The organism is Ferviditalea candida, from assembly GCF_035282765.1.
GTDB classification, from domain to species: domain Bacteria; phylum Bacillota; class Bacilli; order Paenibacillales; family KCTC-25726; genus Ferviditalea; species Ferviditalea candida.
On record NZ_JAYJLD010000008.1, the window covers coordinates 39,030 to 60,483 of the forward strand.

21 protein-coding genes and 3 pseudogenes are annotated in these 21,454 nt (G+C 51.9%); 6 read left to right on the top strand and 18 right to left on the bottom strand.

Annotated features, from left to right (window positions below):
• The first annotated feature begins 113 nt into the window (after positions 1 to 113).
• A pseudogene (locus tag VF724_RS07335) lies at positions 114 to 952 on the top strand (spore photoproduct lyase family protein).
• Here VF724_RS07335 and VF724_RS07340 read toward each other — a convergent pair.
• From VF724_RS07340 to VF724_RS07350, 3 genes are read right to left on the bottom strand one after another with little or no spacing between them, the layout of a single operon-like run.
• Complete coding sequence (locus VF724_RS07340; RefSeq protein WP_371753584.1) at positions 949 to 1,752, bottom strand: metal ABC transporter permease; 804 nt, start codon at positions 1,750 to 1,752, stop codon at positions 949 to 951. The pseudogene VF724_RS07335 and the gene VF724_RS07340 overlap by 4 nt on opposite strands.
• Entirely contained in the window at positions 1,736 to 2,629 is an 894-nt protein-coding gene (locus VF724_RS07345) for a metal ABC transporter ATP-binding protein (protein ID WP_371753585.1), read from the bottom strand. The genes VF724_RS07340 and VF724_RS07345 overlap by 17 nt, the downstream gene beginning before the upstream one ends.
• A 39-nt stretch (positions 2,630 to 2,668) precedes the next feature.
• The gene (locus tag VF724_RS07350) at positions 2,669 to 3,637 is read right to left on the bottom strand and encodes a metal ABC transporter substrate-binding protein (protein WP_371753586.1); all 969 of its coding nucleotides are present in this window, start codon (positions 3,635 to 3,637) and stop codon (positions 2,669 to 2,671) included.
• A gap of 373 nt (positions 3,638 to 4,010) precedes the next feature.
• Here VF724_RS07350 and VF724_RS07355 point away from each other — a divergent pair, with 373 nt between their 5' ends.
• From VF724_RS07355 to VF724_RS07365, 3 genes and pseudogenes are all read left to right on the top strand, one after another.
• Positions 4,011 to 4,187: a hypothetical protein gene (locus tag VF724_RS07355; protein WP_371753587.1), complete on the top strand. Its 177-nt coding sequence runs from the start codon at positions 4,011 to 4,013 to the stop codon at positions 4,185 to 4,187.
• Positions 4,188 to 4,192: 5 nt separating this feature from the next.
• Entirely contained in the window at positions 4,193 to 4,408 is a 216-nt protein-coding gene (locus VF724_RS07360; protein WP_371753588.1) for a hypothetical protein, read from the top strand.
• 55 nt (positions 4,409 to 4,463) lie between these two features.
• Positions 4,464 to 4,799, top strand: a pseudogene (locus VF724_RS07365) (stalk domain-containing protein); the annotation flags it as partial.
• Positions 4,800 to 4,831: 32 nt separating this feature from the next.
• On the opposite strand, the gene metG reads toward VF724_RS07365, so the two are convergent.
• On the bottom strand, positions 4,832 to 6,868 hold the full coding sequence (gene metG, locus VF724_RS07370) for a methionine--tRNA ligase (protein ID WP_371753589.1): 2,037 nt from the start codon (positions 6,866 to 6,868) through the stop codon (positions 4,832 to 4,834).
• A 551-nt stretch (positions 6,869 to 7,419) separates the two neighbouring features.
• Positions 7,420 to 7,668 carry a membrane protein insertion efficiency factor YidD gene (yidD, locus tag VF724_RS07375; RefSeq protein ID WP_371753590.1) on the bottom strand — a complete coding sequence of 83 codons (249 nt, stop codon included), beginning with the start codon at positions 7,666 to 7,668 and terminating at the stop codon, positions 7,420 to 7,422.
• A gap of 170 nt (positions 7,669 to 7,838) precedes the next feature.
• Between yidD and VF724_RS07380 the strand changes: the two genes are divergently transcribed.
• Together VF724_RS07380 and VF724_RS07385 are read left to right on the top strand one after the other, a co-directional pair.
• The gene (locus tag VF724_RS07380) at positions 7,839 to 8,609 is read left to right on the top strand and encodes a class I SAM-dependent methyltransferase (protein ID WP_371753591.1); all 771 of its coding nucleotides are present in this window, start codon (positions 7,839 to 7,841) and stop codon (positions 8,607 to 8,609) included.
• A 136-nt stretch (positions 8,610 to 8,745) separates the two neighbouring features.
• Positions 8,746 to 9,240, top strand: a pseudogene (locus VF724_RS07385) (globin domain-containing protein); the annotation flags it as partial.
• Between the two features lie 19 nt (positions 9,241 to 9,259).
• Here VF724_RS07385 and VF724_RS07390 read toward each other — a convergent pair.
• The 13 genes from VF724_RS07390 to paaK form a co-directional block, all read right to left on the bottom strand.
• Positions 9,260 to 9,484, bottom strand: coding sequence for a hypothetical protein (locus tag VF724_RS07390; RefSeq protein WP_371753592.1), 225 nt, complete (start codon positions 9,482 to 9,484; stop codon positions 9,260 to 9,262).
• Between the two features lie 22 nt (positions 9,485 to 9,506).
• A complete protein-coding gene (paaD, locus tag VF724_RS07395) occupies positions 9,507 to 10,016 on the bottom strand; it encodes a 1,2-phenylacetyl-CoA epoxidase subunit PaaD (protein WP_371753593.1) in 510 nt (169 codons plus the stop codon).
• 14 nt (positions 10,017 to 10,030) lie between these two features.
• Positions 10,031 to 10,864, bottom strand: a complete 834-nt coding sequence (paaC, locus tag VF724_RS07400) for a 1,2-phenylacetyl-CoA epoxidase subunit PaaC (RefSeq protein WP_371753594.1) — start codon at positions 10,862 to 10,864, stop codon at positions 10,031 to 10,033.
• A 14-nt stretch (positions 10,865 to 10,878) separates the two neighbouring features.
• Positions 10,879 to 11,217 carry a 1,2-phenylacetyl-CoA epoxidase subunit PaaB gene (paaB, locus tag VF724_RS07405; protein ID WP_371753595.1) on the bottom strand — a complete coding sequence of 113 codons (339 nt, stop codon included), beginning with the start codon at positions 11,215 to 11,217 and terminating at the stop codon, positions 10,879 to 10,881.
• A gap of 13 nt (positions 11,218 to 11,230) precedes the next feature.
• The gene (paaA, locus tag VF724_RS07410) at positions 11,231 to 12,175 is read right to left on the bottom strand and encodes a 1,2-phenylacetyl-CoA epoxidase subunit PaaA (RefSeq protein ID WP_371753596.1); all 945 of its coding nucleotides are present in this window, start codon (positions 12,173 to 12,175) and stop codon (positions 11,231 to 11,233) included.
• Between the two features lie 224 nt (positions 12,176 to 12,399).
• Positions 12,400 to 13,227 carry a phenylacetic acid degradation operon negative regulatory protein PaaX gene (gene paaX / locus VF724_RS07415; protein ID WP_371753597.1) on the bottom strand — a complete coding sequence of 276 codons (828 nt, stop codon included), beginning with the start codon at positions 13,225 to 13,227 and terminating at the stop codon, positions 12,400 to 12,402.
• Positions 13,228 to 13,469: 242 nt separating this feature from the next.
• A complete protein-coding gene (locus VF724_RS07420; protein ID WP_371753598.1) occupies positions 13,470 to 14,669 on the bottom strand; it encodes a thiolase family protein in 1,200 nt (399 codons plus the stop codon).
• A gap of 68 nt (positions 14,670 to 14,737) precedes the next feature.
• Positions 14,738 to 15,937, bottom strand: a complete 1,200-nt coding sequence (locus VF724_RS07425; protein ID WP_371753599.1) for a thiolase family protein — start codon at positions 15,935 to 15,937, stop codon at positions 14,738 to 14,740.
• Positions 15,938 to 15,941: 4 nt separating this feature from the next.
• Positions 15,942 to 16,697 carry a 3-hydroxyacyl-CoA dehydrogenase family protein gene (locus VF724_RS07430; RefSeq protein ID WP_371753600.1) on the bottom strand — a complete coding sequence of 252 codons (756 nt, stop codon included), beginning with the start codon at positions 16,695 to 16,697 and terminating at the stop codon, positions 15,942 to 15,944.
• On the bottom strand, positions 16,681 to 17,538 hold the full coding sequence (locus VF724_RS07435) for a 3-hydroxyacyl-CoA dehydrogenase family protein (protein ID WP_371753601.1): 858 nt from the start codon (positions 17,536 to 17,538) through the stop codon (positions 16,681 to 16,683). Before VF724_RS07435 ends, VF724_RS07430 begins: the two co-directional genes overlap by 17 nt.
• Before the next feature lie 55 nt (positions 17,539 to 17,593).
• Positions 17,594 to 18,370 carry an enoyl-CoA hydratase-related protein gene (locus tag VF724_RS07440; protein WP_371753602.1) on the bottom strand — a complete coding sequence of 259 codons (777 nt, stop codon included), beginning with the start codon at positions 18,368 to 18,370 and terminating at the stop codon, positions 17,594 to 17,596.
• 717 nt (positions 18,371 to 19,087) lie between these two features.
• Entirely contained in the window at positions 19,088 to 19,861 is a 774-nt protein-coding gene (locus tag VF724_RS07445; RefSeq protein ID WP_371753603.1) for an enoyl-CoA hydratase-related protein, read from the bottom strand.
• 16 nt (positions 19,862 to 19,877) lie between these two features.
• Positions 19,878 to 21,197, bottom strand: coding sequence for a phenylacetate--CoA ligase PaaK (paaK, locus tag VF724_RS07450; RefSeq protein WP_371753604.1), 1,320 nt, complete (start codon positions 21,195 to 21,197; stop codon positions 19,878 to 19,880).
• Between the last annotated feature and the right edge of the window lie 257 nt (positions 21,198 to 21,454).

Here is a 21,454-nt window from a genome sequence, read left to right on the forward strand (position 1 = left end):
TCCAAGATATGTACAATGTCCATGAAATCCGGAGATTTCCCATGTTTGATCATTGTCCCTCCGCAGAAAATAAAATCATCATTGAAATTTATCCGTTTGCAGGAGGTTCACTGATGTCATCCATGCTGTTATCCGAAAAGCAGACAAACACGCTGAAATTCGTTCCGGATTTGGTCTATTTTGAGCCTGCGGCGCTTGAATATGAAAAGGGCCAAAATATATACAAATGGGCGCAGGAGCATCACCTGCCCATTCAAATGACCACTTCGCACAATCGAATCAAGAATTTTCCCGGAGAAAACGATCTGATCAAATACAAGAATGCCAAGCGGACACTCGCTGTGGGCATCCGAAAGACGACCTGCACTTCGGACCCTGTGGGGCTGGAGCACATTACCGGCTCATTGAGGGAGTTAATTGAATGGATGGGCCGCGAGCCGTACGGACGGCTCCGGTTCGTTACCAAATACCATCATGTCGACTCCTTGCTGGATGCGAAGCACAACCGGCATACCCGCTTTCGGTTCAGCATCAATTCCGACTATGTCATCCGAAATTTCGAGCCGAACGGATCGAGGCCGCCGGCAAAGTTGCCGCCGCCGGTTATCCGCTCGGCTTTATCATCGCTCCGATCATTTGGCATGAAGGCTGGGAGGATGGATACGACGAACTGCTGAGCAAGCTGTCCCGTTCCGTGAATCAAGAAGCGGTGAACGATTTGACGTTCGAATTGATCCAGCACCGTTTTACGAAAACCGCCAAAAGAATCATCGAGCTTTGGTACCCGAAAACCAAGCTGGAAATGGATGAAGCGAAACGCAAATACAAATGGGGAAGATGGGGCCAGGGGAAATACGTATATCCGGACGAGCAGGCTGCGGCTTTGCGCGAATTCATCACAGAAAAAATTTTCAGCTATTTTCCGCAGGCCCGGATTGAATATTTTACTTAAATATTGATTCTCCTTTTTATCCCGAAAGCGGCAAGAAGCAGCAGGATCGAAAGGAGCACGATGGTTGCTCCCGGCGCCAAATTCCATACACCCGACAGTACCAAACCGCCGATCACCGCAATTTCGGAAATGATGACGGCCAGCACGACGCCCTGCCGGAAGCCCTTGGCGAGCACAAGACTGGCGGCGACGGGAATAATCAGCAGCGCGGAAACCAGCAGAGCGCCGACGATTTTGATAGATACGCTGATGACAAAGGCCGTAAGCACGGTCACCAGCAGATTAAAAAAGCCGATGGGCAGTCCACTGATGCCTGCGGCATCTTCATCAAAGGTCAGCAGAAACAACTCTTTGAAAAAGATGAGGACGACCGCCAAAACGACAGCGGTTACGCCGGTCACCATCCATAAATCAACGCTGTCCAATGTATAAATGCTTCCGAACAGATAGCTCATGACATTAATATTGAAGCCTTTGCCCAAGGTAAACAACAAAGATGCCAGCGCCACCCCGCCCGACAAAATGATGGCGATGGACAGCTCCGCATAGGACCTGTAGGCTCTGCGTAGTTTTTCGACGGCGAAGGAGGCCAGCAGAGCAAACAACAAACCGACGACGACCGGATAAACCTGAATGAGAAAGCCCAGAGCGACTCCCGCAATCGACACATGAGCCAGCGTGTCCCCGATCATCGAAAGCCTCCGAAGCACCAGATAAGTTCCCAGCAAAGGCGCCATCATCCCAATCAGAAAGCCTCCAAGCAGCGCCCTTTGAAAAAAAGGCTCAAGCAAGATGTCCACCGGCTATTCTCTCCTTATCCGCATTCAAATTTCGGCGCAAATCGGCCATCGTGTGCGTAAGATTTCGTTCATCGCAATCCTCGATTTCATGGGAATGCTTGACGAAAAATTTCAATTTCCCCGACTGGTACAGCGGCTCGCTCCCCAAATAGGATTGAAGCATGTCGAGATCATGGGAGACCATCAGAAAAGTGATGTGATGATGCCGATGCATATGCTGAATCATATGATAAAAGCTCATCTGCGTCTCTTCGTCAATCCCTGCGGTTGGCTCATCAAGAATCAGCAGCTCCGGATTGTTAACTAGAGAACGTGCCAGAAAAGCGCGCTGCTGCTGCCCGCCGGAAAGCCGTCCGATCTGATTGCCGGCCAAATCCTCAATGCCCATGACACTCATCGCATCCTCACATTTCTGAAGATCTTCCTTGGTAATCCGCCGAAACATCTTCTTCCTGCCGTATAAGCCCGAAAGGACAACTTCCTTTACCGTTGCCGGAAAAAGCGGATTGATATTGTTTTTCTGAGGGACATATCCGATCCGTTCCCACTGGTTGAACTGGGAAATCTGCCGATTGAACATGCAAATTTCCCCTGATGTCGGTTTAAGCAGGCCGACAAGCATTTTCAGCAGCGTCGTTTTGCCGGCGCCGTTGGAGCCGACCAGCCCGACGAAGTCGCGCTGCTGGATGGAAAAGTTCAAATCTTCGATAATCCGCTTGTTTTCGTAGGAAAAGGACACGTTACGAAACGTCACGACACTCTCGTGGCAGTTCGTCTCCGGAGAATTGCCGCTGTCTGCTGAATGGAGATGATCCGTTGGACTTCCCGCTTGTGCGGCTGCTGTTCCGGAACGGCCGGGTTCAGTAAGCACGGCCATACAGGTTTCCCTCCCGTCGGTTTAAGGATAAAGCTGGAACTAGTTCAGAGCTTTCAGCAGACTTGCAAGGTTTTCGCGCATCAATGAAATGTAATTTTCCCCCGCCTTCGCCTGCTGTTCAGTCAAGCCTTCAATCGGATTGAGCACCGCTGTGCCGATCCCCAAATCCCAGGCCAATGTTTTGGCCAGCCTGTCGGAAACCAGTTCCTCAAAAAAGATCGTGGTCACGTGATGTTCCTTGACAAATTGGGAGATATACTGCAGATCCTTTGCCGTCGGCTCGGAGTCGGGCGACAGTCCCATTATCGGAAGCTGCTTCAAGCCGTAATCGCGGCAAAGATAAGCGAACGCTTGATGGGATACGACAATTTCATGCCTTTTCAAGGTCCCTGCATCCAACGAATTGCGGAAGTCGTCATGCAGCTTCTGCAATTCACCGATGAAAGCTTCATAGTTTGCCAGATAATCCTTTTGATGTGCCGGATCTGCTTTAATCAAACCGTTCTTGATGTTATCCGCCATCTGCATGGCCGAAAGCGGGCTGATCCAGGTATGGGGATCAACCGATTGGGCCGGAAGGCCTTGAGCCTTTCCGGTTGAGGCGCCGGGATTGGTTTCATTGGTAAACTGGGAAGCATTCGTAGCAATCAACGGGATTCCCTTGCTCGCTTCAACCGCTACAAGACGCTTATTGTCCGTGATGCTGCCCAGCAGATCGCCGACCCAACCTTCCAATCCGGCGCCGTTATACACAAATACCTGAGCCTTCGAAATCTCGGAGATGTCCTTGCTTTTCGGGGTCCAATCGTGCGGCTCCACGCCGGTGGGAATCAGATTGATCACATTGACGTCTTCCCCTCCGATTCGCTTTGCAAAATCATAGAGCGGAAAAAAACTGGTGATGACGTTGACCTTCCCTTCCTGAAGCTGGCTTTGGGAAGAACAGCCCATATTGAACAGAAGCGATAGAACCAATAAAGCAATAATTGCAAATGCACGAAGCCGCATCGTAAGATTCCTTTCTCTTGAGCTTATTACAAATCGTAAGTTTTACAATAAGGATTATAGGGCAGAGAAAGGGGAACTGTCAATATTATTCGTAGAAATTACGATAATATTCGCTTGGAGTCCTAAATGATGCAATAACAATTTGGTTTTTTAGTAATTATAAAAAATATATGAATATTTGGTTGATAAATAGATTCATTATGTTAGTATAAATGTAATATATTGCTATATTTATAGTATTTATGTAATCCCTTAAACTTTCAATTTAAAATGGGGTGATATTGAAATCCATTTATATGGATTTCTTAGTTTAGCAGTGACAAAGGACGGTTTGTTAGACCTAAATTAACCTAAAAAAGGAGATGAAACATTTATGAAAAAAAGAGGTATACTTATTACGCTTGCATTAATGCTCTCGCTGGTCGGAACAAGTGCTGTAAGTGCGAAAAATACACAAAGTTTAGGGTATAATATTGATCCGTCCATTACAGGAAATGAAAGAGCAATCGTTGCCAAAGTGATGTCGTCTCTTGATCCCGAAGAGAGGTAATTTAAGTGAAAGCTAAGAAAATTCTCATATCTCTTTGTCTAACCGCACTAGGATTATTTACTCAAGTTCCTATTCAAGAAGTTGCTCATGCTTCAACAAATGAGACTCCCGTTTTATTAAAAGTTAATGATTTCTACGTATTGTATACAACTCCAAAGGCTCCTTATATTGATTCCAATAATCGCCTCATGATCCCCTTGCGTTCCATTAGCAGTTATTAGGAGCAAAGGTAGGATATGACGCCAACTCAAAAGTGGCAACCATCAAAATGGTTCAAAAACGGTCACTTTTCAGATCAACTCCACAAAGATAACGGTTGATGGTGTCGAAACAAGCATGGATACAATTCCTGTCCTTCATCAAAACTCGATGTTCATTCCTCTCGGTTCCCTGATTAACAACTTAGGCATAAAAAGCAAATGGAACAATGCTGACAAGTTATATACACTTACAGGAGAAAACTTAATGCAAACCGATATGATCAAAAATATTGAAGATCTGGATCACGTGTTGGCCTGTGACCTGCAGTTCCAGTATGCGGCAACGTTTGCAGATACACAGGCCAAGCGCATTTTCATGGATGGCGACGGCCGTCAGGCCATGTTAATTTAAGACCGCAGTGCTGCGGATGACTGAACAGCGGTTTACTTGACGACCGCACCATTCGGCATATCTTCCGGCACCGTGGCCAAGGTCAGCCGATCTCCCTCCGAAGCGGCCAAAATCATCCCTTGAGATAGCTCTCCGCGAAGCTTAACGGGCTTCAGATTGGCCACGCAGATCACTTTCCTGCCGACGAGCTCCTCAGGCTTGTAATACTTGGCGATTCCCGATACTACCTGACGCCGCTCGACGCCCATATCCAGCTGCAGCTTCAAAAGCTTGTCCGCCTTCGGGATCGGCTCGGCCGACAGCACTTGCGCCACGCGAAGCTCAATTTTGGCAAAATCGTCGATCGAGATTTCGCTGGCCTCGGTTTGCTCCGATTCGCCTACCGGCGCATTGCCGCCTGAGCCGCCCTTATCCCCTGCCTTTTCGGCCGTCTGCTTGACGTCATCCTGCGGTTCGCTTCCCTGTCCTGCCTGCCGGACAAGAGTTCCGCCCATCGCTTCCACGATATAGGCCACTTCCTGATCCACGTCGAGCCGCGGAAAGATCGGTTCGCCTTTGATGACCTTCAGGCCGCCGGGAAGCGCGCCGAATTCGCGGATGCTGTCCCACTCCGTCAGCTTGCCGTCGGCGATCCCCAATTGCTCCCAAATCCGCTTCGGCGCCTGCGTCATGAACGGCTGCAGCATGATCGAGACGATCCGGATCGATTCGGCCAGGTGGTACATCGCCGAGGCCAGCTCCTGATTCCGGCTTTCATCCTTGACCAAATTCCACGGCTGCGTTTCGTCGATGTATTTGTTGGTGCGGCTGACCAGCTGCCAAATGGAGGACAGGGCAACGGAAAACTCCATGTTCTCCATTACTTCTTCCACCTGCCGGACGGTCTTAGTCGCAAACTCCGCCAATGGACGGTCGTAGGGCGTAATGTCACCCTGATAAGCGGGCAGCTCCCCTTGATAATATTTGTGAATCATGGCCACAGTTCTGTTCAGCAAATTCCCCAGATCGTTGGCCAGATCGAAATTGACGCGCTCCACGAAGCTTTCCGGAGTGAACGTTCCGTCCGAGCCGAACGGTACCTCCCGCAGCAGGTAATATCTCAGGGCGTCCAAGCCGTAGCGGTCAATCAGCGTGACCGGGTCGACCACATTGCCCTTGGACTTGGACATTTTGCCGTCCTTCATCAGCAGCCAGCCGTGGCCGAACACTTTTTTGGGAAGCGGAACCCCGAGCGCCAGCAGCATGATCGGCCAATAAATCGTATGGAAGCGGACGATCTCCTTGCCGACCAGGTGAACATCCGCCGGCCAATAGCGGTCGAATTTGTCCGGCTGCCCGGAGCCGTAGCCCAATGCGGTAATGTAGTTGGACAGCGCGTCGATCCAGACATAGATCACATGCTTCGGATCACCGGGAACCTTGACGCCCCAGTCGAACGTCGTCCGGGAAACCGCCAGGTCCTCCAGGCCGGGCTTGATGAAATTGTTGATCATCTCATTCTTGCGGGATTCCGGCTGGATAAAATCCAGGTTTTCCTCATAATACTTCAGCAGCTGATCGGCATATTTGCTCATCCGGAAAAAATAAATCTCTTCCTTGACCTTTTCAACAGGTCTGCCGCAGTCGGGACAATTGCCGTCCACCAGCTGCCTTTCCATAAAGAACGATTCGCAAGGGGTGCAGTACCAGCCTTCATAGGTTCCCAGATAAACATCCCCCTGATCGAGAAACTTCTGAAAAATGTACTCCACCGACTCGATATGCCGTTTTTCCGTGGTCCTGATGAAATCGTCGTAGGAAATATCCAGCTTGCTCCACAGCTGCTTGATGCCGGACACGATATCGTCAACGAACTGCTGCGGGGTAACGCCCTTCTCCTTCGCTTTGCGTTCGATCTTCTGTCCGTGCTCGTCCGTCCCCGTCAAATACATGACTTCATAGCCGCGCAGTCTTTTATAGCGGGCCATAGCATCTCCTGCCACGGTTGTGTAAGCATGGCCGATATGCAGCTTGTCGCTGGGATAGTAAATCGGCGTGGTGATGTAAAACGTTTTTCGAGAATCGCTCATCTTCTTCAACCTCCATATATTATATTGTGCGTCTATTGCGCATCGATTTCGCACTTTCGTGCCAACTGTGCAGCGTCATGACAAACAAAAAACTCCCGTCCTCCATGGGACGAGAGTTGAACTCACGCGGTACCACCCAAATTCCCCCCCGTTCTCACAAAGCGGGGGCTTGCCGAGTCTTGGCAGACTCCCGCCATTAACGCCGACGTTCGCGCCGCCCCCTTATTGAACCGCAGACCGCCGGGGTCAAAACAGACCCCGACCGGTGGCTGCCGCAGATTCAATCGGATCCATGGTGCGTGCCAAGGTTCAATTGAATTCCCGACCAGCCGTCAAACGCCGGCTCAACTTGAAGGCGAAGCCTCCGGGACCATCTTCCAAAGCTTTCCTATACCGGCTTTCAGCTTGGAACCGGCTCTCTGTCATAGGTATGACCCTGTACTTATCCCTTCATGGGCAGTGTATTTTACTCAAAAATTCATCCTTACGCAAAATATACCCAATATCGCTTATCCGTGTCAAGCTTGCCGGAGTCCGTTCCCGGCTTCGTCTCACTCGGACGGCTTTTTCGCATGATCCGCCGCTTTGGGCGGAACATGATCGATTCCTCCCGGATGAAACGGGTGGCACCTGGCGATCCGTCTTGCCGCCAAATAGGAGCCCTTCAAGGCTCCATGCACTTCGATCGCTTCCAAAGCATATTCCGAACAAGTTGGATAAAATCTGCAGGTCGGCGGCTTCAACGGCGATATGAATTTGCGGTAAAAGTGGATCGGCGCTTTGATGATCTGCTTGAACAACCGGACAGCCTCCCTTTCTTTCCTGCTATGATTTTTTTCTGTGCCGCCCTCACCTGACTTATAGTTGATTTCTATTATATTTATACTTCATATATATTTCAAATATACAGAATATCGTGATATAACAAATACATCCGGATGATCGAAGCAAACGAAAGGAGAAAAAGCACATGAAAGAAGTACGTCCCTGGAATGCCGCTCTTTATGACTCCAGCTTGGGATTTGTATCACGATACGGCCAAGATCTGCTGCAAATATTGAAACCTGCGGCGGGCGAAAAAATTCTCGATTTGGGATGCGGAACAGGGGACCTTGCCGATGAAATGACGAAGCTCGGCGCGGATGTGACCGGCTTGGACGCATCGGAGGAAATGATTTCGAGGGCGCGCGAGAAATACCCGGAGCTCCGCTTTATCATCGGACGCGCGGAGAGCTTTCGCGCGGAGGAACCGTACGACGCCGTCTTCTCGAATGCCGCCCTGCATTGGGTCAAAGACGCCAAGGGCGCCACCGAATCGATATGGGAAGCGCTCCGCCCGGGCGGAAGATTCGTGGCCGAATTCGGCGGAAAAGGCAACGTGCGGCTTTTTGCGAGCGCCATCGAAGAGGTGCTGGCCTCGCGCTATGATGTGGATGCCGCCGCGCGGAATCCATGGTATTATCCCAGCATCGGTGAATATGCCTCGCTGCTCGAGCAAACCGGCTTTGACGTGGTATTTGCCGAATTGTTCGACCGGCCTACTCCGTTGGGAGATGAACAGGGGATTCGCGACTGGCTGAGCATGTTTGCCCGGCCGTATTTCTCGGGAATGTCCGAAGAGCAGACGGCGGAGGCAAGCGAATGGATCACCGGCAAATTGACCCAAGTCCTCGCCCGCAGCAGCGAAGGCTGGCTGGCGGATTACCGAAGGCTGCGGATCGTTGCTTTGAAAAGAGGTTGACAGGCATGATTGCACATTTATGCAATTAAAACTTGTCACAAATCGTTATATTTTGATGTGATTGCAATCACCCAGGGCATGGTACTCTTTGAATACACTTTTTTATGTCCAAATATAAGAAAGTGAGGAGAGCATCATGTTAAGCGAGAAAACGATCCAAATCATCAAATCCACGGTACCTGTTCTGGAGAGGCATGGGACGACGATCACGAAGCGTTTTTACCAATTGCTGTTTACTCATCATCCGGAATTGCTGAACATTTTCAATCATGCCAATCAACAGCAAGGCAGGCAGCAGACTGCGCTTGCCAATGCGGCATATGCCGCAGCCGCAAATATAGATCAATTGGAAAAGGTCGTGCCTGTCGTAAGGCAGATCGGGCATAAGCACCGCAGTCTCGGCATTAAAGCGGAGCACTATCCGATTGTTGGGCAAAATTTGCTTGCAGCCATCAAGGATGTGCTCGGCGATGCGGCTACGGAGGAAATTATCAAGGCCTGGGCGGATGCCTATGGCGTTATCGCCGATATCTTCATTAGCGTGGAAGCCGAGATGTATGATCAATCCGAAAAACAGGAAGGCGGCTGGTCGGGTTTTCGGGAGTTTCGGGTGGAGAAGAAGCTGCGGGAAAGAAGGCAAGGTATCGGGCTTATATATCCAGGTTAAATGTGTTATGGCTTTCAGCCCCCGCCGGGAGCTTTACTCTGGACCGGAAGGAAGCGGCTTGGATCGCTTTCGCCGCATCGAGGTTGACGCCGAAGGTCACGCTGCCCACAGATTCCCCGGTTCCCGGATTTCTTATTTTCAGAGTCTCGGCGCTTATCGACCGAACCCATTCCCCGTCAATAAACATCAGCTTTGGTTGTTCCATCATCTGACTCCTCTCAAAATTCAACTCAATTACTTCCGGATACGGCTATCGGTTTAAAAGCCTCGAACGGATTTTTGCATTTCGGACAATATAAAATGCTGCGGCAGGCCGCCGGCCCGAACAAATTTTCCATCTTGGTGTAAGGGGAGCCGCAATAAGGACAGTTGACCTCCCACATTTCGCCGGGTTTATGGCTTTTAGGCGGCGGCGCGATTCCGAAGCTTCGCAGCTTCTCCCTGCCCGCATCGCTGATGCGGTCCGAAGTCCAGGGCGGATCGAACACAAAATTCACCCGGATTTCCCTGACTTGCTCCAATTCGGACAACTTCTCTGAGATTGATTTTTTCATGAGCTTCAGCGCCGGACATCCGACAAAGGTCGGAAGCACCTCGACGGCGACGATTCCATCGGCGATCGACACCTGATGGATCATTCCCATCTCGACCAAACTGACCGGCGGCATTTCCGGATCCTTGACTTCCTCCAAAAGTGCCCATAACGCTTTCTCAAGGCTGTCGTCTGCAAGCAACGTCATGGCGAATCACTCCTTTACCAGCTTGTTGCCGGATCCAATCTGTATACCTCGGACAAGGTGCGGACCGCATCGACGCAGTCCTCCGTATGCTGTCCGGCACGGCCCTCAAGCTGAGGCGATTCAGCCGGTTTCGTCCAATTGATGCCGCAAGCATGAAAAGCTTCGTTTGCTTTCCGCTCCCAACGTTCACGAATCTCCTTTTCCGGTATCATCAATCCGTGCCGGATGATCGCGTCCGCCATCGGGCCGAGCTTGAATGCGTCGCCGATATCCGCGTTCACCTTTTCCAGCGCCGCCATAAGTCGCTCCCGGGCATCTTCCGTGCTGTTCGCCAACTGTTTGATCCAGACACGCCAATGCATGAGATGATAATTCAGCTCCGTCAGCATTTTTCTCGACACCTGCGCGAGCGGAATGTAGGAGCACTGAGAAAGCACCTCCAGACGGACCAGCTTAAACAAATCATACAGATAAAAGCGGACGATCGAATAAGCCCAGTCAAAATGCGGATTAACCATATAATTGCCTGTGCCGTTCGCGCGTTCCACCAGAATCGTGTTCCTGAATTCGGCAGAATCCCTTAACTGGGCCAGATCATCCGCCTTGCCGGCTCCCAATTCCTCCAGCAGGGTGTAAAACATCACCGCATGGCCCATCGTATCCTGCGACATCGAGGAAAAGGCAACGTCTTCTTCAATGTGCGGAGCAAGACCGAGCCATTCCGACCCGCGATATGCGATCATCAAATCATCGTCGGCCATCTGAAACAGCAGCTCCTTCAAAGCGGCCAAGTATTCCGCCTGTTCTTTGGCCTGCTCCGCGTTCACGATTCGCTGCAATTCTGCCATGTTAATCCTCTCCTCTATTTCGTAGACATTCGGCTCTCGTATTGTTCCCGGAACCGGCGCCATCTGCTTTGCACATCGCCATACCCTTTCGTTTCCCGGTAGCTTTTATTGTCGAGACGCTCCAAATATTGCCGTTCCTCATGCGGCAGCCCGACAATATCCTCGCGTTTGACCACCCAGATATTATGGCAGGGTTCGCGGCGCAAAAAGTTTTCCCGCGCCATCGACATCGCAATCTCATGGTTCGGGGCCAGCAAGCTGAATTGATGCACGAAGCTGGCCGTCGGGCTTTTTTGACTGAACACTTCAAAGACCGCGTAGAACCCCTGATTTTCATGCTGATTTTCGCTCATTGCATTCAGCCTCCTAAACCGCTTTGCGGGGATTGTAAGACAGCGCCTTGCGAACCCATTCCGATTCCTCGTAGGACATTTGCCTCAAATGCAGCCGATCTTTCGAACGGGGTCCGTTGCCTTTGACAATTTGCTTGAATTCCTCCCAATCCGGCTGGCGATAGATCCACATCTGCTGCTTCTCATCGTAACGAATCGTTTCATCCGGCAGCGTCAGCCCCAGATGAAAAATCCGCGGCACATATTTGTTGAAGAAAGTTTGCCTCAGTTCTTCATTCGTCTGCGTGCGGATCTTGTAGCGCAGATTCATTGACTGATTGCTGCTCATCACGCCGTTATCCGGAGGCCCGAAAAACATGAGCAGCGCAGGCCACCAGCGGGTGATCGCATCCTGCAACATTTGGCGCTGCTCGCGCGTTCCTTCGGCCAGCGTCAGCACGATGCTTTCTCCATGATAAGCGTGGAATTTCTCTTCCGCCGTAATTCTGAGCAGCGCCCTGGCATAAGGCGCATACGATGTGTCGAGAGACATCGTCTGGGTGATGATGGCCGCACCGTCAACCAGCCAACCGATCACGCCCGCATCGGCCCACGTCGGCGCCGGCATGTGAAAAACGTTGTGGTATTTCAAGCGCCCTTCAAACAAATCATTCAGCAGATCTTCCCTCGTTTTACCCAACGGGGCCATCAGGTCTTCCGCCACCCTAAGCAGCAGCTGGCCATGCCCCATCTCATCCTGAACCTTCGCCATTATTGCCAATTTGCGGTGCAGACTGGGCGCTTTCGGAACCCATTCCTTTTCCGGAAGCGCTCCCATAACTTCACTGATGCCGTGCATGGAAATCAGCTTGATCAATTGACTGCGATAATCGTCCGGCATCCAATCCTCCGCTTCGATTTTGTCTCCCCGATCAATCCGCTCCATAAATTCGGCAAATTTATCCTGGTCTTCGTTCATCCATACGTCCTCCTCCCAAATTGCGCCGTTCATTACAAAACATATATTTATAATACGTTTTTATAACGTTATAATATCATATCGTCATATGATTGTGCAATACGTTATTTCACCTGAATCCCCTGGGACTTGCTCATACAAAAACGGAGGATCTTCCGATCCCCCGTTCCAAAGGCTCCTTTGTTTAAAAGCGATTGCTTCTTAACGTTTACATTCCCTGTATGCTAACCCACCGGGGCCGGGGCATATACGCTTTCAAAAAACCGAACGGCACCCGGATTCAGCAATTGATAATAGCTGTTGAACAGTTCGTCCGCAGCTTTTCCAGACCAAATATCGGGCAGCAGTTCGGGAGGAAGGTCGGGATCGATAAACAAAAATTTGCGGTATTCATGAACCAGCTTCGTTTTCTCCACAAAACAATGGCTGTCCGATATTTCCTCGCGCCTCTCCAGCTTCGCCCGCATTTCCAGATACTGCGGTTCATAGATCGCGATGAATTCCTGATAGGCGGAATTGATGTAATTCAAATCCCAGCACTTCTGGACAAGCTTCTTCGGGTCGCTCCAGCCCAGATGCTCAGCCGTAAAAATCTCTACAAAATCGGTAATTTCACGATTCTGCGTAATATCCTTGACCTTATCGGCCAGATCGTTCGGACTGATCCATGTGCTTGTCGTAAGCATGCCGAATCCCAGATACCCCAGCTCCTTGCGCAGCTGATCCCGCAGATTCCTGCGCTCCTCCGGTATATTGTAGCTGGCGACACACCACTTTCCGTTCCAGCCTTCCGAATCGTACTTGTAGATTCTCGCCGCGGCCTCGTCCAATCTTCTTTTGCCCCGCCGGGTCATAGAGTAATAGCTTTTGTTGCCGATTTTTCTGGACTCAATCCATCCCTGCTTCATGATGCGGGACATCGCAGCTCGAACCGCCTGCTCCGTCATCCCGAATTCGCCCATCAGCCTCAGCAGGCTGCCTACCCAAATTTCGCTTCCATAATGCCTTAAATACTCTCCGTAAATCGTAAACAGCAAAGATTGCGGTTTCATCGTCCATACTCCTCCAATACATCAAGTCTTTCTCTATGGGCTTGTTCATTCAAGGCGATCCATGCCATTTCCATTGTATCAGCAAGCGATGAAAATGGCACCTGAAGCGTCCTTGAAGAATTCACATTTATACCGAATTTTCAAGATAGACCAAATTGTATCATAACCGATGTACGGAGCAAACGGAAGCCGGAAGTTTTGATCGGACAAAAATGCTGCTTATGCCTGCGAGACGCATTCCCTTACAAACGTTCAATAATCGTTGCGATCCCCTGGCCCACTCCAATACACATCGCCGCCAGACCGTATCGGGACTGCCTTCTTGCCATCTCGTAAAGCAGCGTGGTTATGAGTCTGGCGCCGCTGCAGCCGAGCGGGTGGCCAAGCGCGATCGCGCCGCCGTTGACATTGACCTTCTCCATATCGATGTTCAGCTCCCGAACGCTTGCTACCGATTGCGCCGCGAATGCCTCATTGATTTCGAACAGATCGATGTCCTCGACGCTCAAACCTGCCTGCTTCAATGCTTTTCGCGCTGCCGGGACGGGCCCCATTCCCATGATGCCGGGGTCGACCCCGGCCACGGCGGAGGCTACAATCCGCGCGCGCGGCTTCAGACCGAGACGGGCCGCGGTTTCCCACTCCATCATCAGCAGAGCCGCCGCTCCGTCATTGATGCCCGAGGAGTTGCCCGCCGTGACGGTGCCGCCTTGCTTGAAGACCGGCTTCAATTTCCGCAGCTGCTCCATCGTCGTATCCGGACGCGGATGCTCATCCTGCTCAACCACCGTCATCTCGCCTTTGCGGCCGGCAATTTCCACAGGCACAATCTCATCCGCAAATTTCCCCTCCGCCAGCGCTCTGGCATACTTCAATTGGCTGGACAACGCGAATTCATCCTGATCTTCACGGGAGATTCCGTACAATTCGGCGACCTTCTCCGCAGTCTCGCCCAAACTGATCGGCGGATACATAGCCGCGAGCTTCTGGTTGACCAATCTCCAGCCCAGCGTCGTATCGTAAAGCTGCTGATTGCCCCTTTGGTATGCCGTTTCGGGCTTCATCATCACCAGAGGCGCGCGCGTCATGCTTTCCGTGCCTCCCGCTATGAACACCTCTCCCCGTCCCGCTTCGATATATGCCGCGCTCATATTGACCGCTTCCAGCCCCGATCCGCACAGACGATTCACCGTCACGCCCGGAACCTCAACGGGAAGGCCGGCAAGCAGCAGCGACATTCTGGCCACATTGCGGTTGTCTTCGCCCGCCTGATTGGCGCAGCCGAAAATCACATCTTCGATAAGCGACGGATCGATCGGGCTGCGCTGCAGCAGCTTGCCGATGACAATCGCCCCCAGATCATCGGGCCGAACATCCTTCAATGCCCCGCCATGCCGCCCGATCGGCGTGCGAACCGCGTCCACGATAACAGCAGATTTCATACTCAACACTCCCTAACCAAAATCGTTGCAATGCTTGACACAATCTCCGCAGCCCCGCGGTTCGGCTTTCACAATGCTTCAACGAGGGTAGCCACGCCCTGTCCGCCTCCCACGCATAATGAGACGATGCCAAAGCGCAATTTGCGGCGGCGCAGTTCGTACAGAACGGCCGCAATCAAGCGGGTCCCGCTGCTGCCCAGCGGATGCCCAAGCGCGATTGCGCCGCCGTTCACATTCGTCTTGTCCGCGGGAAGCCCAAGCTCGCGGACGCAGGCCAGCGACTGCGAGGCGAACGCCTCATTCAGCTCGAACAGATTGATTTGCTCCATCGTCATACGGACTTCATCCAAAAGCTTGCGAATGGCGAATACGGGTCCGATGCCCATCATCCGGGGATCGACGCCGACCGAGGTGAAATGGACGATTTTGCCCAAAGGCTCCAGTCCGTACTGCTTGAGCTTAGACTCGTTCATCAGCAGCACTGCGGCCGCTCCGTCATTGATGCCTGAGGAATTGCCGGCCGTGACCGTTCCGCCGCGGCGGAACGCCGGTTTGAGCTTCGCCAGCGTCTCGGCGGTGGTTCCCCTGCGGGGATGCTCATCCGTGTCGAAGCGGCAAATCTCACCCTTACGATTCGTGATCTCTACAGGCACAATTTCTTCCTTGAATTTCCCTTCGTCGATGGCTCGCAGCGCCCGACGGTGACTTTCCGCAGCAAACTCGTCCTGCTCCTGCCTGCCGATCCGATACTTTTCCGCCACATTCTCCGCAGTATCTCCCATGGTCAATTCCCCATAGATCGCCACCGGCGCCGATCTCGGGCCCCCGAAGGATTCGATCAGCGTCCGCCCGCCGCGTTGAAAGGGCTGCTCGAATTTTTCCATAATGTATGGCGAGCGCGTCAGGTTTTCCACACCGCCCGCCAGCATCACTTCCGAATGGCCGGACTGGATCGATTGCGCAGCCAAATTGACGGCTTCCAGGCCGGATGCGCACACCCGATTCACCGTCACGCCAGGAAGCGATTCGGGAAGCCCCGCCTTCAACAGGCCGACCCTGGCTATATTGATAAACGGGCCTGCTGAAATGACATTGCCCATGATGACGCCGTCGACCTGCTCTCCAGACATGGCGGTTCGGCGTAAGGCCTCCTTGAGTACAATCGCGGTCAAATCGTCGATCGGGACGTCTTTCAAAGCGCCCCCCAATTTACCGTACGGCGTCCGGACCGCAGAGGCCACGAACACCTCGTTTCCATGCAGGCTCATGCGCTCATCTCTCCCCGTCCCGGTCATACGTATAAAATCCTTGTCCCGTTCGCTTGCCGTATCTGCCGGCCAAGACGAGCTTGCGAAGCAGCGGCGCCGGACGATACCGCTCCTCGCCCAAATCGCGGTGAAGCCCGCGGATGACGGAATACACTTCATCAAGACCGATCCGATCGGCCCACTCCAGCGGTCCGTACGGATAGTTCGTCCCTTTCTTCATCGCCGTGTCGATATCCGCGGGTGTAGCCGTACCCTCCATCACGGCAAATGCCGCCTCGTTGACGATCAGTGAAAGAATCCGCGGAAATACCAGCCCCGTTTCGTCCGCCACCGTTTCAACCGCTTTCCCGATAGCTTGCATGAGTGCGGCCGTTTGTTCTGCAACTTGAGCCGACGTTTGCAGGGCCGGGGCGATTTCGATCAGCTCCCGCTCGGAAAGCGGCACAAACGTGCCGAAGCCGCAAATGCGCTCCGGTCTTTCCGTCCATGATGCCGCCTCGGTGGCCGTCACCGCGAGCGTGCTGGTCAGAATCGGAATGCCCGGCTCCAGCAGCGCGTCGAGCTTGCGCAGGGTTTCTTTTTTCGCTTCAATATCGGCATTGGTCGTTTCAATCGCAAATTCGCAGGTCGATAAGTCCGAAATCCCTTCCCCGTCCAGGAATACAGCCGTTTCATAGCCTTTAATTTCCAGCAGCTCCTTCAGCTCCGTCAGCAGCGGACTTGTCCCTGCCAGGAGAACCCGTTTATTTACCGTAGTCATAAAAGCCTTCTCCCGCCTTTCTGCCCAAAGCACCCGACTGTACCATCCGCTGCTGAATGCGGCTCGGCTTAAAGCGCCCTTCATGAAAGAAATTCGAATATACCGATTCCGTTGTGGCGAAATTGATGTCGATCCCGATTAAATCCTGCAGCTCGAAGGGCCCCATTTTGAAGCCGCCGGCCTGCTTCATGATCCGGTCGATTTGCTCCACCCCGGCGATCCGGTCGCCGAGAATCCGCAGCGCTTCATTATAGAACGGGCGCGCCACACGATTGACGATGAATCCCGGTGAATCTCCGGCCAGCACCGGAGTTTTTCCCAGGCGCAAGGCAAATTCGTAAGCCTTTTGCACATAAGCCTCCGCGGTCTTTTGGCCGCGGATGACCTCGATCAGCGGCATCACCGGAGCCGGATTGAAAAAGTGAAAGCCCAATATGCGCTCCGGATGTGCAAGACCGCCGGCGATTTCGGTTATCGAAATCGAGGAAGTGTTCGACATCAGCATGGCGTCCTCCGCGCAAAGCTCCGTTAACGCTTGAAAGATCGATTTTTTCAGCCCCAACCGCTCCGGAACGGCCTCAATCACGATTTCGTGGCCGCGAAGGCCGCTCATGTCTTGGATGTATGTCATATTCCGCTCGGTTTCCGCTTTTTCCGGCTCCGACATTTTCCCTTTCTCCACATCCCTGACCAGCATAGACTCAATATAGCTGCGCGCTTTTTCCAAGACCGCGGGAGAGGTATCCATAAGCGTGACTGAATACCGCTTTCGCGCAGCAACCAAAGCTATGCCGGCTCCCATCGTCCCCGCGCCGATCACACCGACTGCATTTGCATTCACAGTGATTTCCTCCCTTTTAGGACGCGCGACAAATTGTCGCGCTGTCTTAGCAAAACTATTTGCCGCGAAATACGGGGGGCCTTTTTTCGAAGAATGCTTGAACCCCTTCTTTGTAATCTTCCGTATGACCGGCAATTTCCTGAACGTACGCCTCGTATTCCAGCGTCTGCTCCAGGCTCATCGTCAAGCCCTTGTACATCGTCCGCTTGATCAAACCGATTCCCTTGGTCGGCATCTTGGCCAATTTCGCGGCATATGCCATCACATCGGCTTCGAAGCTTTCATGCGGATACACCTTGCTGGCCAATCCGATGCGCAAAGCTTCCTCGGCGGAAACCTTCTCGCCCGTCATGGCCAATTCAAGCGCCTTGCCGACCCCCACGATGCGGGGAAGAAAATAGCATCCGCCCGAATCCGGAACCAGCCCGATGTTCACAAAAACATTGACAAAGGACGCTTTATCCGAAACAAGCCGGAGGTCGCATGCGAGGGCGATGCTCATTCCCGCGCCGGCGGCGACTCCGTTCACCGCGGCAATAACCGGCTTCTCCGTTCTCTGAAGCTGAAGAATCAACGGGTTGTAGCCGTTTCGCAGCAAGCCGCCGAAATCGACATTCTCACCCTGCACATCGGCAAGATCCTGCCCTGCATTGAATGCCTTGCCCGCTCCGGTCAGCACGATGCAGCGCACCTTGTCATCTTTGCCTGCCTGTTTCAGAGCGTTCATGAGTTCTGCGTGCATCCGTCCGGTAAACGCATTAAATTTGTCCGGACGGTTCATCGTGATTTTGGCGGCACCGTCCTCCACATCATATCGAATCGTTTCGAACATGATCACCCCTCCTTGCATGCTAAGAGCAGTTACCGATTCTTTTGTGAATTGGAAATTGCTCTTTTGATTTTTCGTGCTCTTTGAAAACTGAATAAAAGTTCAGCAGTTATGCGACCGGACCTTTCGGAAAGAAGACGTCGGCGACCAGTTTAGCGGTCATGCAAGAGTTCGCAAGTGTCGATCGGCTCATTAAATCTGGCAACCGTTACCTGAAGTACTACTTCACCGAAGCTGCAAAAAAGTGTCCAGATGCACGACACGGTATTTGCCCAGTACTACAGTCTGAAGAAAGCGGAGCCGGCCAAATATGCTGAAAAACAATCTTAAAGTTCTAGGAGTCTGTCCGTCGAAAGCAAGATCGTGAATATTTATTCAATTTAAACGTTATTTTATTTCGGAAAAGGGATGGCACTCCACCGCTGTTGAAATTCAAGTTGTCTTGAATTGTCCCTTGTGGCAACAACTTGATTTCAAAGGCGTACAAGTTTTCGCAGAAAACTGCATCGGGAGCGTAAGCTTAAACTTTCCGTGCTCATTCCCTTATTCCTTCATACTCCATTTGAATAAAAATTCACGAAAATCAATCCGTCGGACAGACTCCTAGGTAGGGCAGGTTTAGTTTGAGTTTGCCTTTTTTCGGCTCACCCCCAGTTTAGGCTGCGGTTCCCCAGGATTTTTTCCAATTAGGGTCTTGGCATCATACCGCTGCTCTAGAGTCTAACGGCCTGTGAATTTCGGCTTGCGTTTTTCAATAAATGCTTTCATGCCTTCCTTTTGATCCTCGCTGGCGAACAGCAGATAGAAGCAGTTTCGTTCGTATTCCATGCCTTCCGCCAATCGGTGATCCTGCGCTTTCAGCACCGATTGCTTTATCAGCCTTACGGCGTTCGGCGCCTGTAAAGAGATTCGTTTGGCCAATTTCAACGCTTCCTGATAGTATACCTCCACCGGCAGCACCTTGTTGACCAACCCGTATTGCAGCGCTTCCTCCGCCGTGATCGGATCTCCGGTAAGCATCATCTCCATCGCCTTGACTTTGCCGACCGCCTTGGTCAGCCTCTGGGTCCCCCCGGCCCCCGGCATGACACCCAAATTAATTTCCGGCTGGCCGATTCTGGCCGTTTCCGATGCAATCACAATGTCGCAGTTCATCATCAGCTCGCAGCCCCCGCCGAGCGCGTAGCCGCTGACGGCCGCAATAATCGGAACGGATATGCGCGAAATGCGGTCCCAAACGGCAAACTGGTCTCTCCACAGCATCGAGATGGCTCCCTCTTCAGCCATTTCGTTAATGTCCGCGCCCGCGGCAAACGCTTTGTCGCTGCCGGTCAATAAAATGGCGCGGATCGAAGGATCGCCGTCCATCCGTTCCATCTCCGAGGTCAGCTCATCGATCAGCTTCAGGTTCAGGGCATTCACCACTTCAGGCCGGTTCAGCCGGATGATTCCGACATTGTCTTCGCATTCCGTTTGGATATATTGGTATTGCATACCTCTGCCTCCCATCCTATCCGCGCTTGCGGTTGTCAACGATGCGAACGGCTTTTCCATCGCTTCTCGGAATCGAATTCGGCTGTTTGATGCTGAGAGAGATCGATACGCCCAAAGCGTTTTTCATGGCCGTGCCGATTTCCTGAATCAGCGCCGAATATTCCGGGTTGTTGTCTGCAGCTGCGCTTTGCTGTATGTATGCGGCGGTCAATTCGCAATGAACCTCGAATCTATCCAACGCTCCGTCTCTTTCTATCACAACCTGATAATGAGGCGCCAATTCCTTGAAGGACAAAAGAACCGCCTCGATTTCCGTCGGGAACACATTAACGCCGCGAATGATCAGCATGTCGTCCACGCGCCCTTTGATTCTGGACATTCTCATACTCGTCCGTCCGCATTGGCACTTTTCCGGATTCAAGGAAGCGATATCGCCGGTTCGATAGCGGATGACTGGAAACGCTTCCTTTGTCAAGGACGTAAACACGAGCTCTCCCGTTTCACCGTTGGGAAGCACTTCGCCTGTCTCAGGATCGATGATTTCCGCCAGGAAATGATCCTCCGCAATATGCAGTCCGTCCTGCGCCTCAATGCATTCGATGGAAACGCCGGGACCCATCACTTCGCTCAACCCATAAATATCGATGGCCTTAATGCCCAGCGATTCTTCAAGCTGAACACGCATTTCCTCGGACCACGGCTCGGCGCCGAAAATCCCGTATTCCAAGCTCGTATCTCTCGGATCAAGACCCATCTTCTTCATTTCCTCCACAATATTGAGAACATATGAAGGCGTGGCTGAAATTCCGCGCGGTTTGAAATCCTGAATCAGCGTAATTTGCCGGGGCGTATTGCCTCCGGACACCGGAACGGCCACTGCGCCCAAGCGTTCAATTCCATAATGCAAACCGAGCCCTCCGGTGAATAATCCGTACCCATACCCATTGTGGAAAATATCTCCCGGGAGCCCTCCCGCGGCGCAAATCGATCTGGCGACGATTTCCGCCCAGTTGTCAATGTCATTTTTCGTATAGCCGACCACCGTCGGTTTTCCCTTGGTTCCGGATGAGCCGTGGATTCTGACCACATCCTTCATATCCACTGCAAACAAGTTGAAAGGATAATTTTCCCGCAAATCGGTCTTTTTCATAAACGGCACTTTTTGCAGATCCTCCAGGGAACGGATATCCTCAGGCTTGATGGCGGCCTTGTCAAAATTCTGTTTATGAAAAGGAACCCGTTCATAGGCTTTGCGAATCGTGTCCCGCAATCTCTCAAGCTGAAGCTTGAAAAGCTCTTCACGCGGCATCGTTTCCATTGGGACATTAAATATCATCCTGATTCTCCCCCTTAAGCAAATTCTTATAATACTCGCATTCGATCCCAAAGAATCTGGCCGACGGATTGATTTTCGTAAATTTTTATTCAAATAGAGTTGTGAAGAATAAGGCAAAAATCTAGAAGTCTGTCCGAAGTAAAGTCATGAATATTTATTCATATGGTGATGGAGGGAAAGGGAATGAGCACGGAAAGTTTAAGCTTACGCTCCCGATGCAGTTTTCTGCGAAAACTTGTACGCCTTTGAAATCAAGT

Bases quoted from the DNA above. Each gene is read 5' to 3' on its own strand.
- paaD (WP_371753593.1), bottom strand. From the start codon at position 10,016: ATGACGTTGCTTGCAGACGACAGCCTTGAGAAAGCGTTATGGGCACTT.
- metG (WP_371753589.1), bottom strand. From the start codon at position 6,868: ATGAGCGATTCTCGAAAAACGTTTTACATCACCACGCCGATTTACTAT.
- paaK (WP_371753604.1), bottom strand. From the start codon at position 21,197: ATGATATTTAATGTCCCAATGGAAACGATGCCGCGTGAAGAGCTTTTC.
- paaC (WP_371753594.1), bottom strand. From the start codon at position 10,864: ATGGCAGAATTGCAGCGAATCGTGAACGCGGAGCAGGCCAAAGAACAG.
- paaA (WP_371753596.1), bottom strand. From the start codon at position 12,175: ATGAACGAAGACCAGGATAAATTTGCCGAATTTATGGAGCGGATTGAT.
- paaX (WP_371753597.1), bottom strand. From the start codon at position 13,227: ATGAAACCGCAATCTTTGCTGTTTACGATTTACGGAGAGTATTTAAGG.
- paaB (WP_371753595.1), bottom strand. From the start codon at position 11,217: ATGAGCGAAAATCAGCATGAAAATCAGGGGTTCTACGCGGTCTTTGAA.
- VF724_RS07445 (WP_371753603.1), bottom strand. From the start codon at position 19,861: ATGCAATACCAATATATCCAAACGGAATGCGAAGACAATGTCGGAATC.
- VF724_RS07420 (WP_371753598.1), bottom strand. From the start codon at position 14,669: ATGAAATCTGCTGTTATCGTGGACGCGGTTCGCACGCCGATCGGGCGG.
- VF724_RS07440 (WP_371753602.1), bottom strand. From the start codon at position 18,370: ATGTTCGAAACGATTCGATATGATGTGGAGGACGGTGCCGCCAAAATC.
- VF724_RS07425 (WP_371753599.1), bottom strand. From the start codon at position 15,937: ATGAGCCTGCATGGAAACGAGGTGTTCGTGGCCTCTGCGGTCCGGACG.
- VF724_RS07350 (WP_371753586.1), bottom strand. From the start codon at position 3,637: ATGCGGCTTCGTGCATTTGCAATTATTGCTTTATTGGTTCTATCGCTT.
- VF724_RS07390 (WP_371753592.1), bottom strand. From the start codon at position 9,484: ATGATGGAACAACCAAAGCTGATGTTTATTGACGGGGAATGGGTTCGG.
- VF724_RS07355 (WP_371753587.1), top strand. From the start codon at position 4,011: ATGAAAAAAAGAGGTATACTTATTACGCTTGCATTAATGCTCTCGCTG.
- VF724_RS07380 (WP_371753591.1), top strand. From the start codon at position 7,839: ATGAAAGAAGTACGTCCCTGGAATGCCGCTCTTTATGACTCCAGCTTG.
- VF724_RS07430 (WP_371753600.1), bottom strand. From the start codon at position 16,697: ATGACTACGGTAAATAAACGGGTTCTCCTGGCAGGGACAAGTCCGCTG.
- VF724_RS07345 (WP_371753585.1), bottom strand. From the start codon at position 2,629: ATGGCCGTGCTTACTGAACCCGGCCGTTCCGGAACAGCAGCCGCACAA.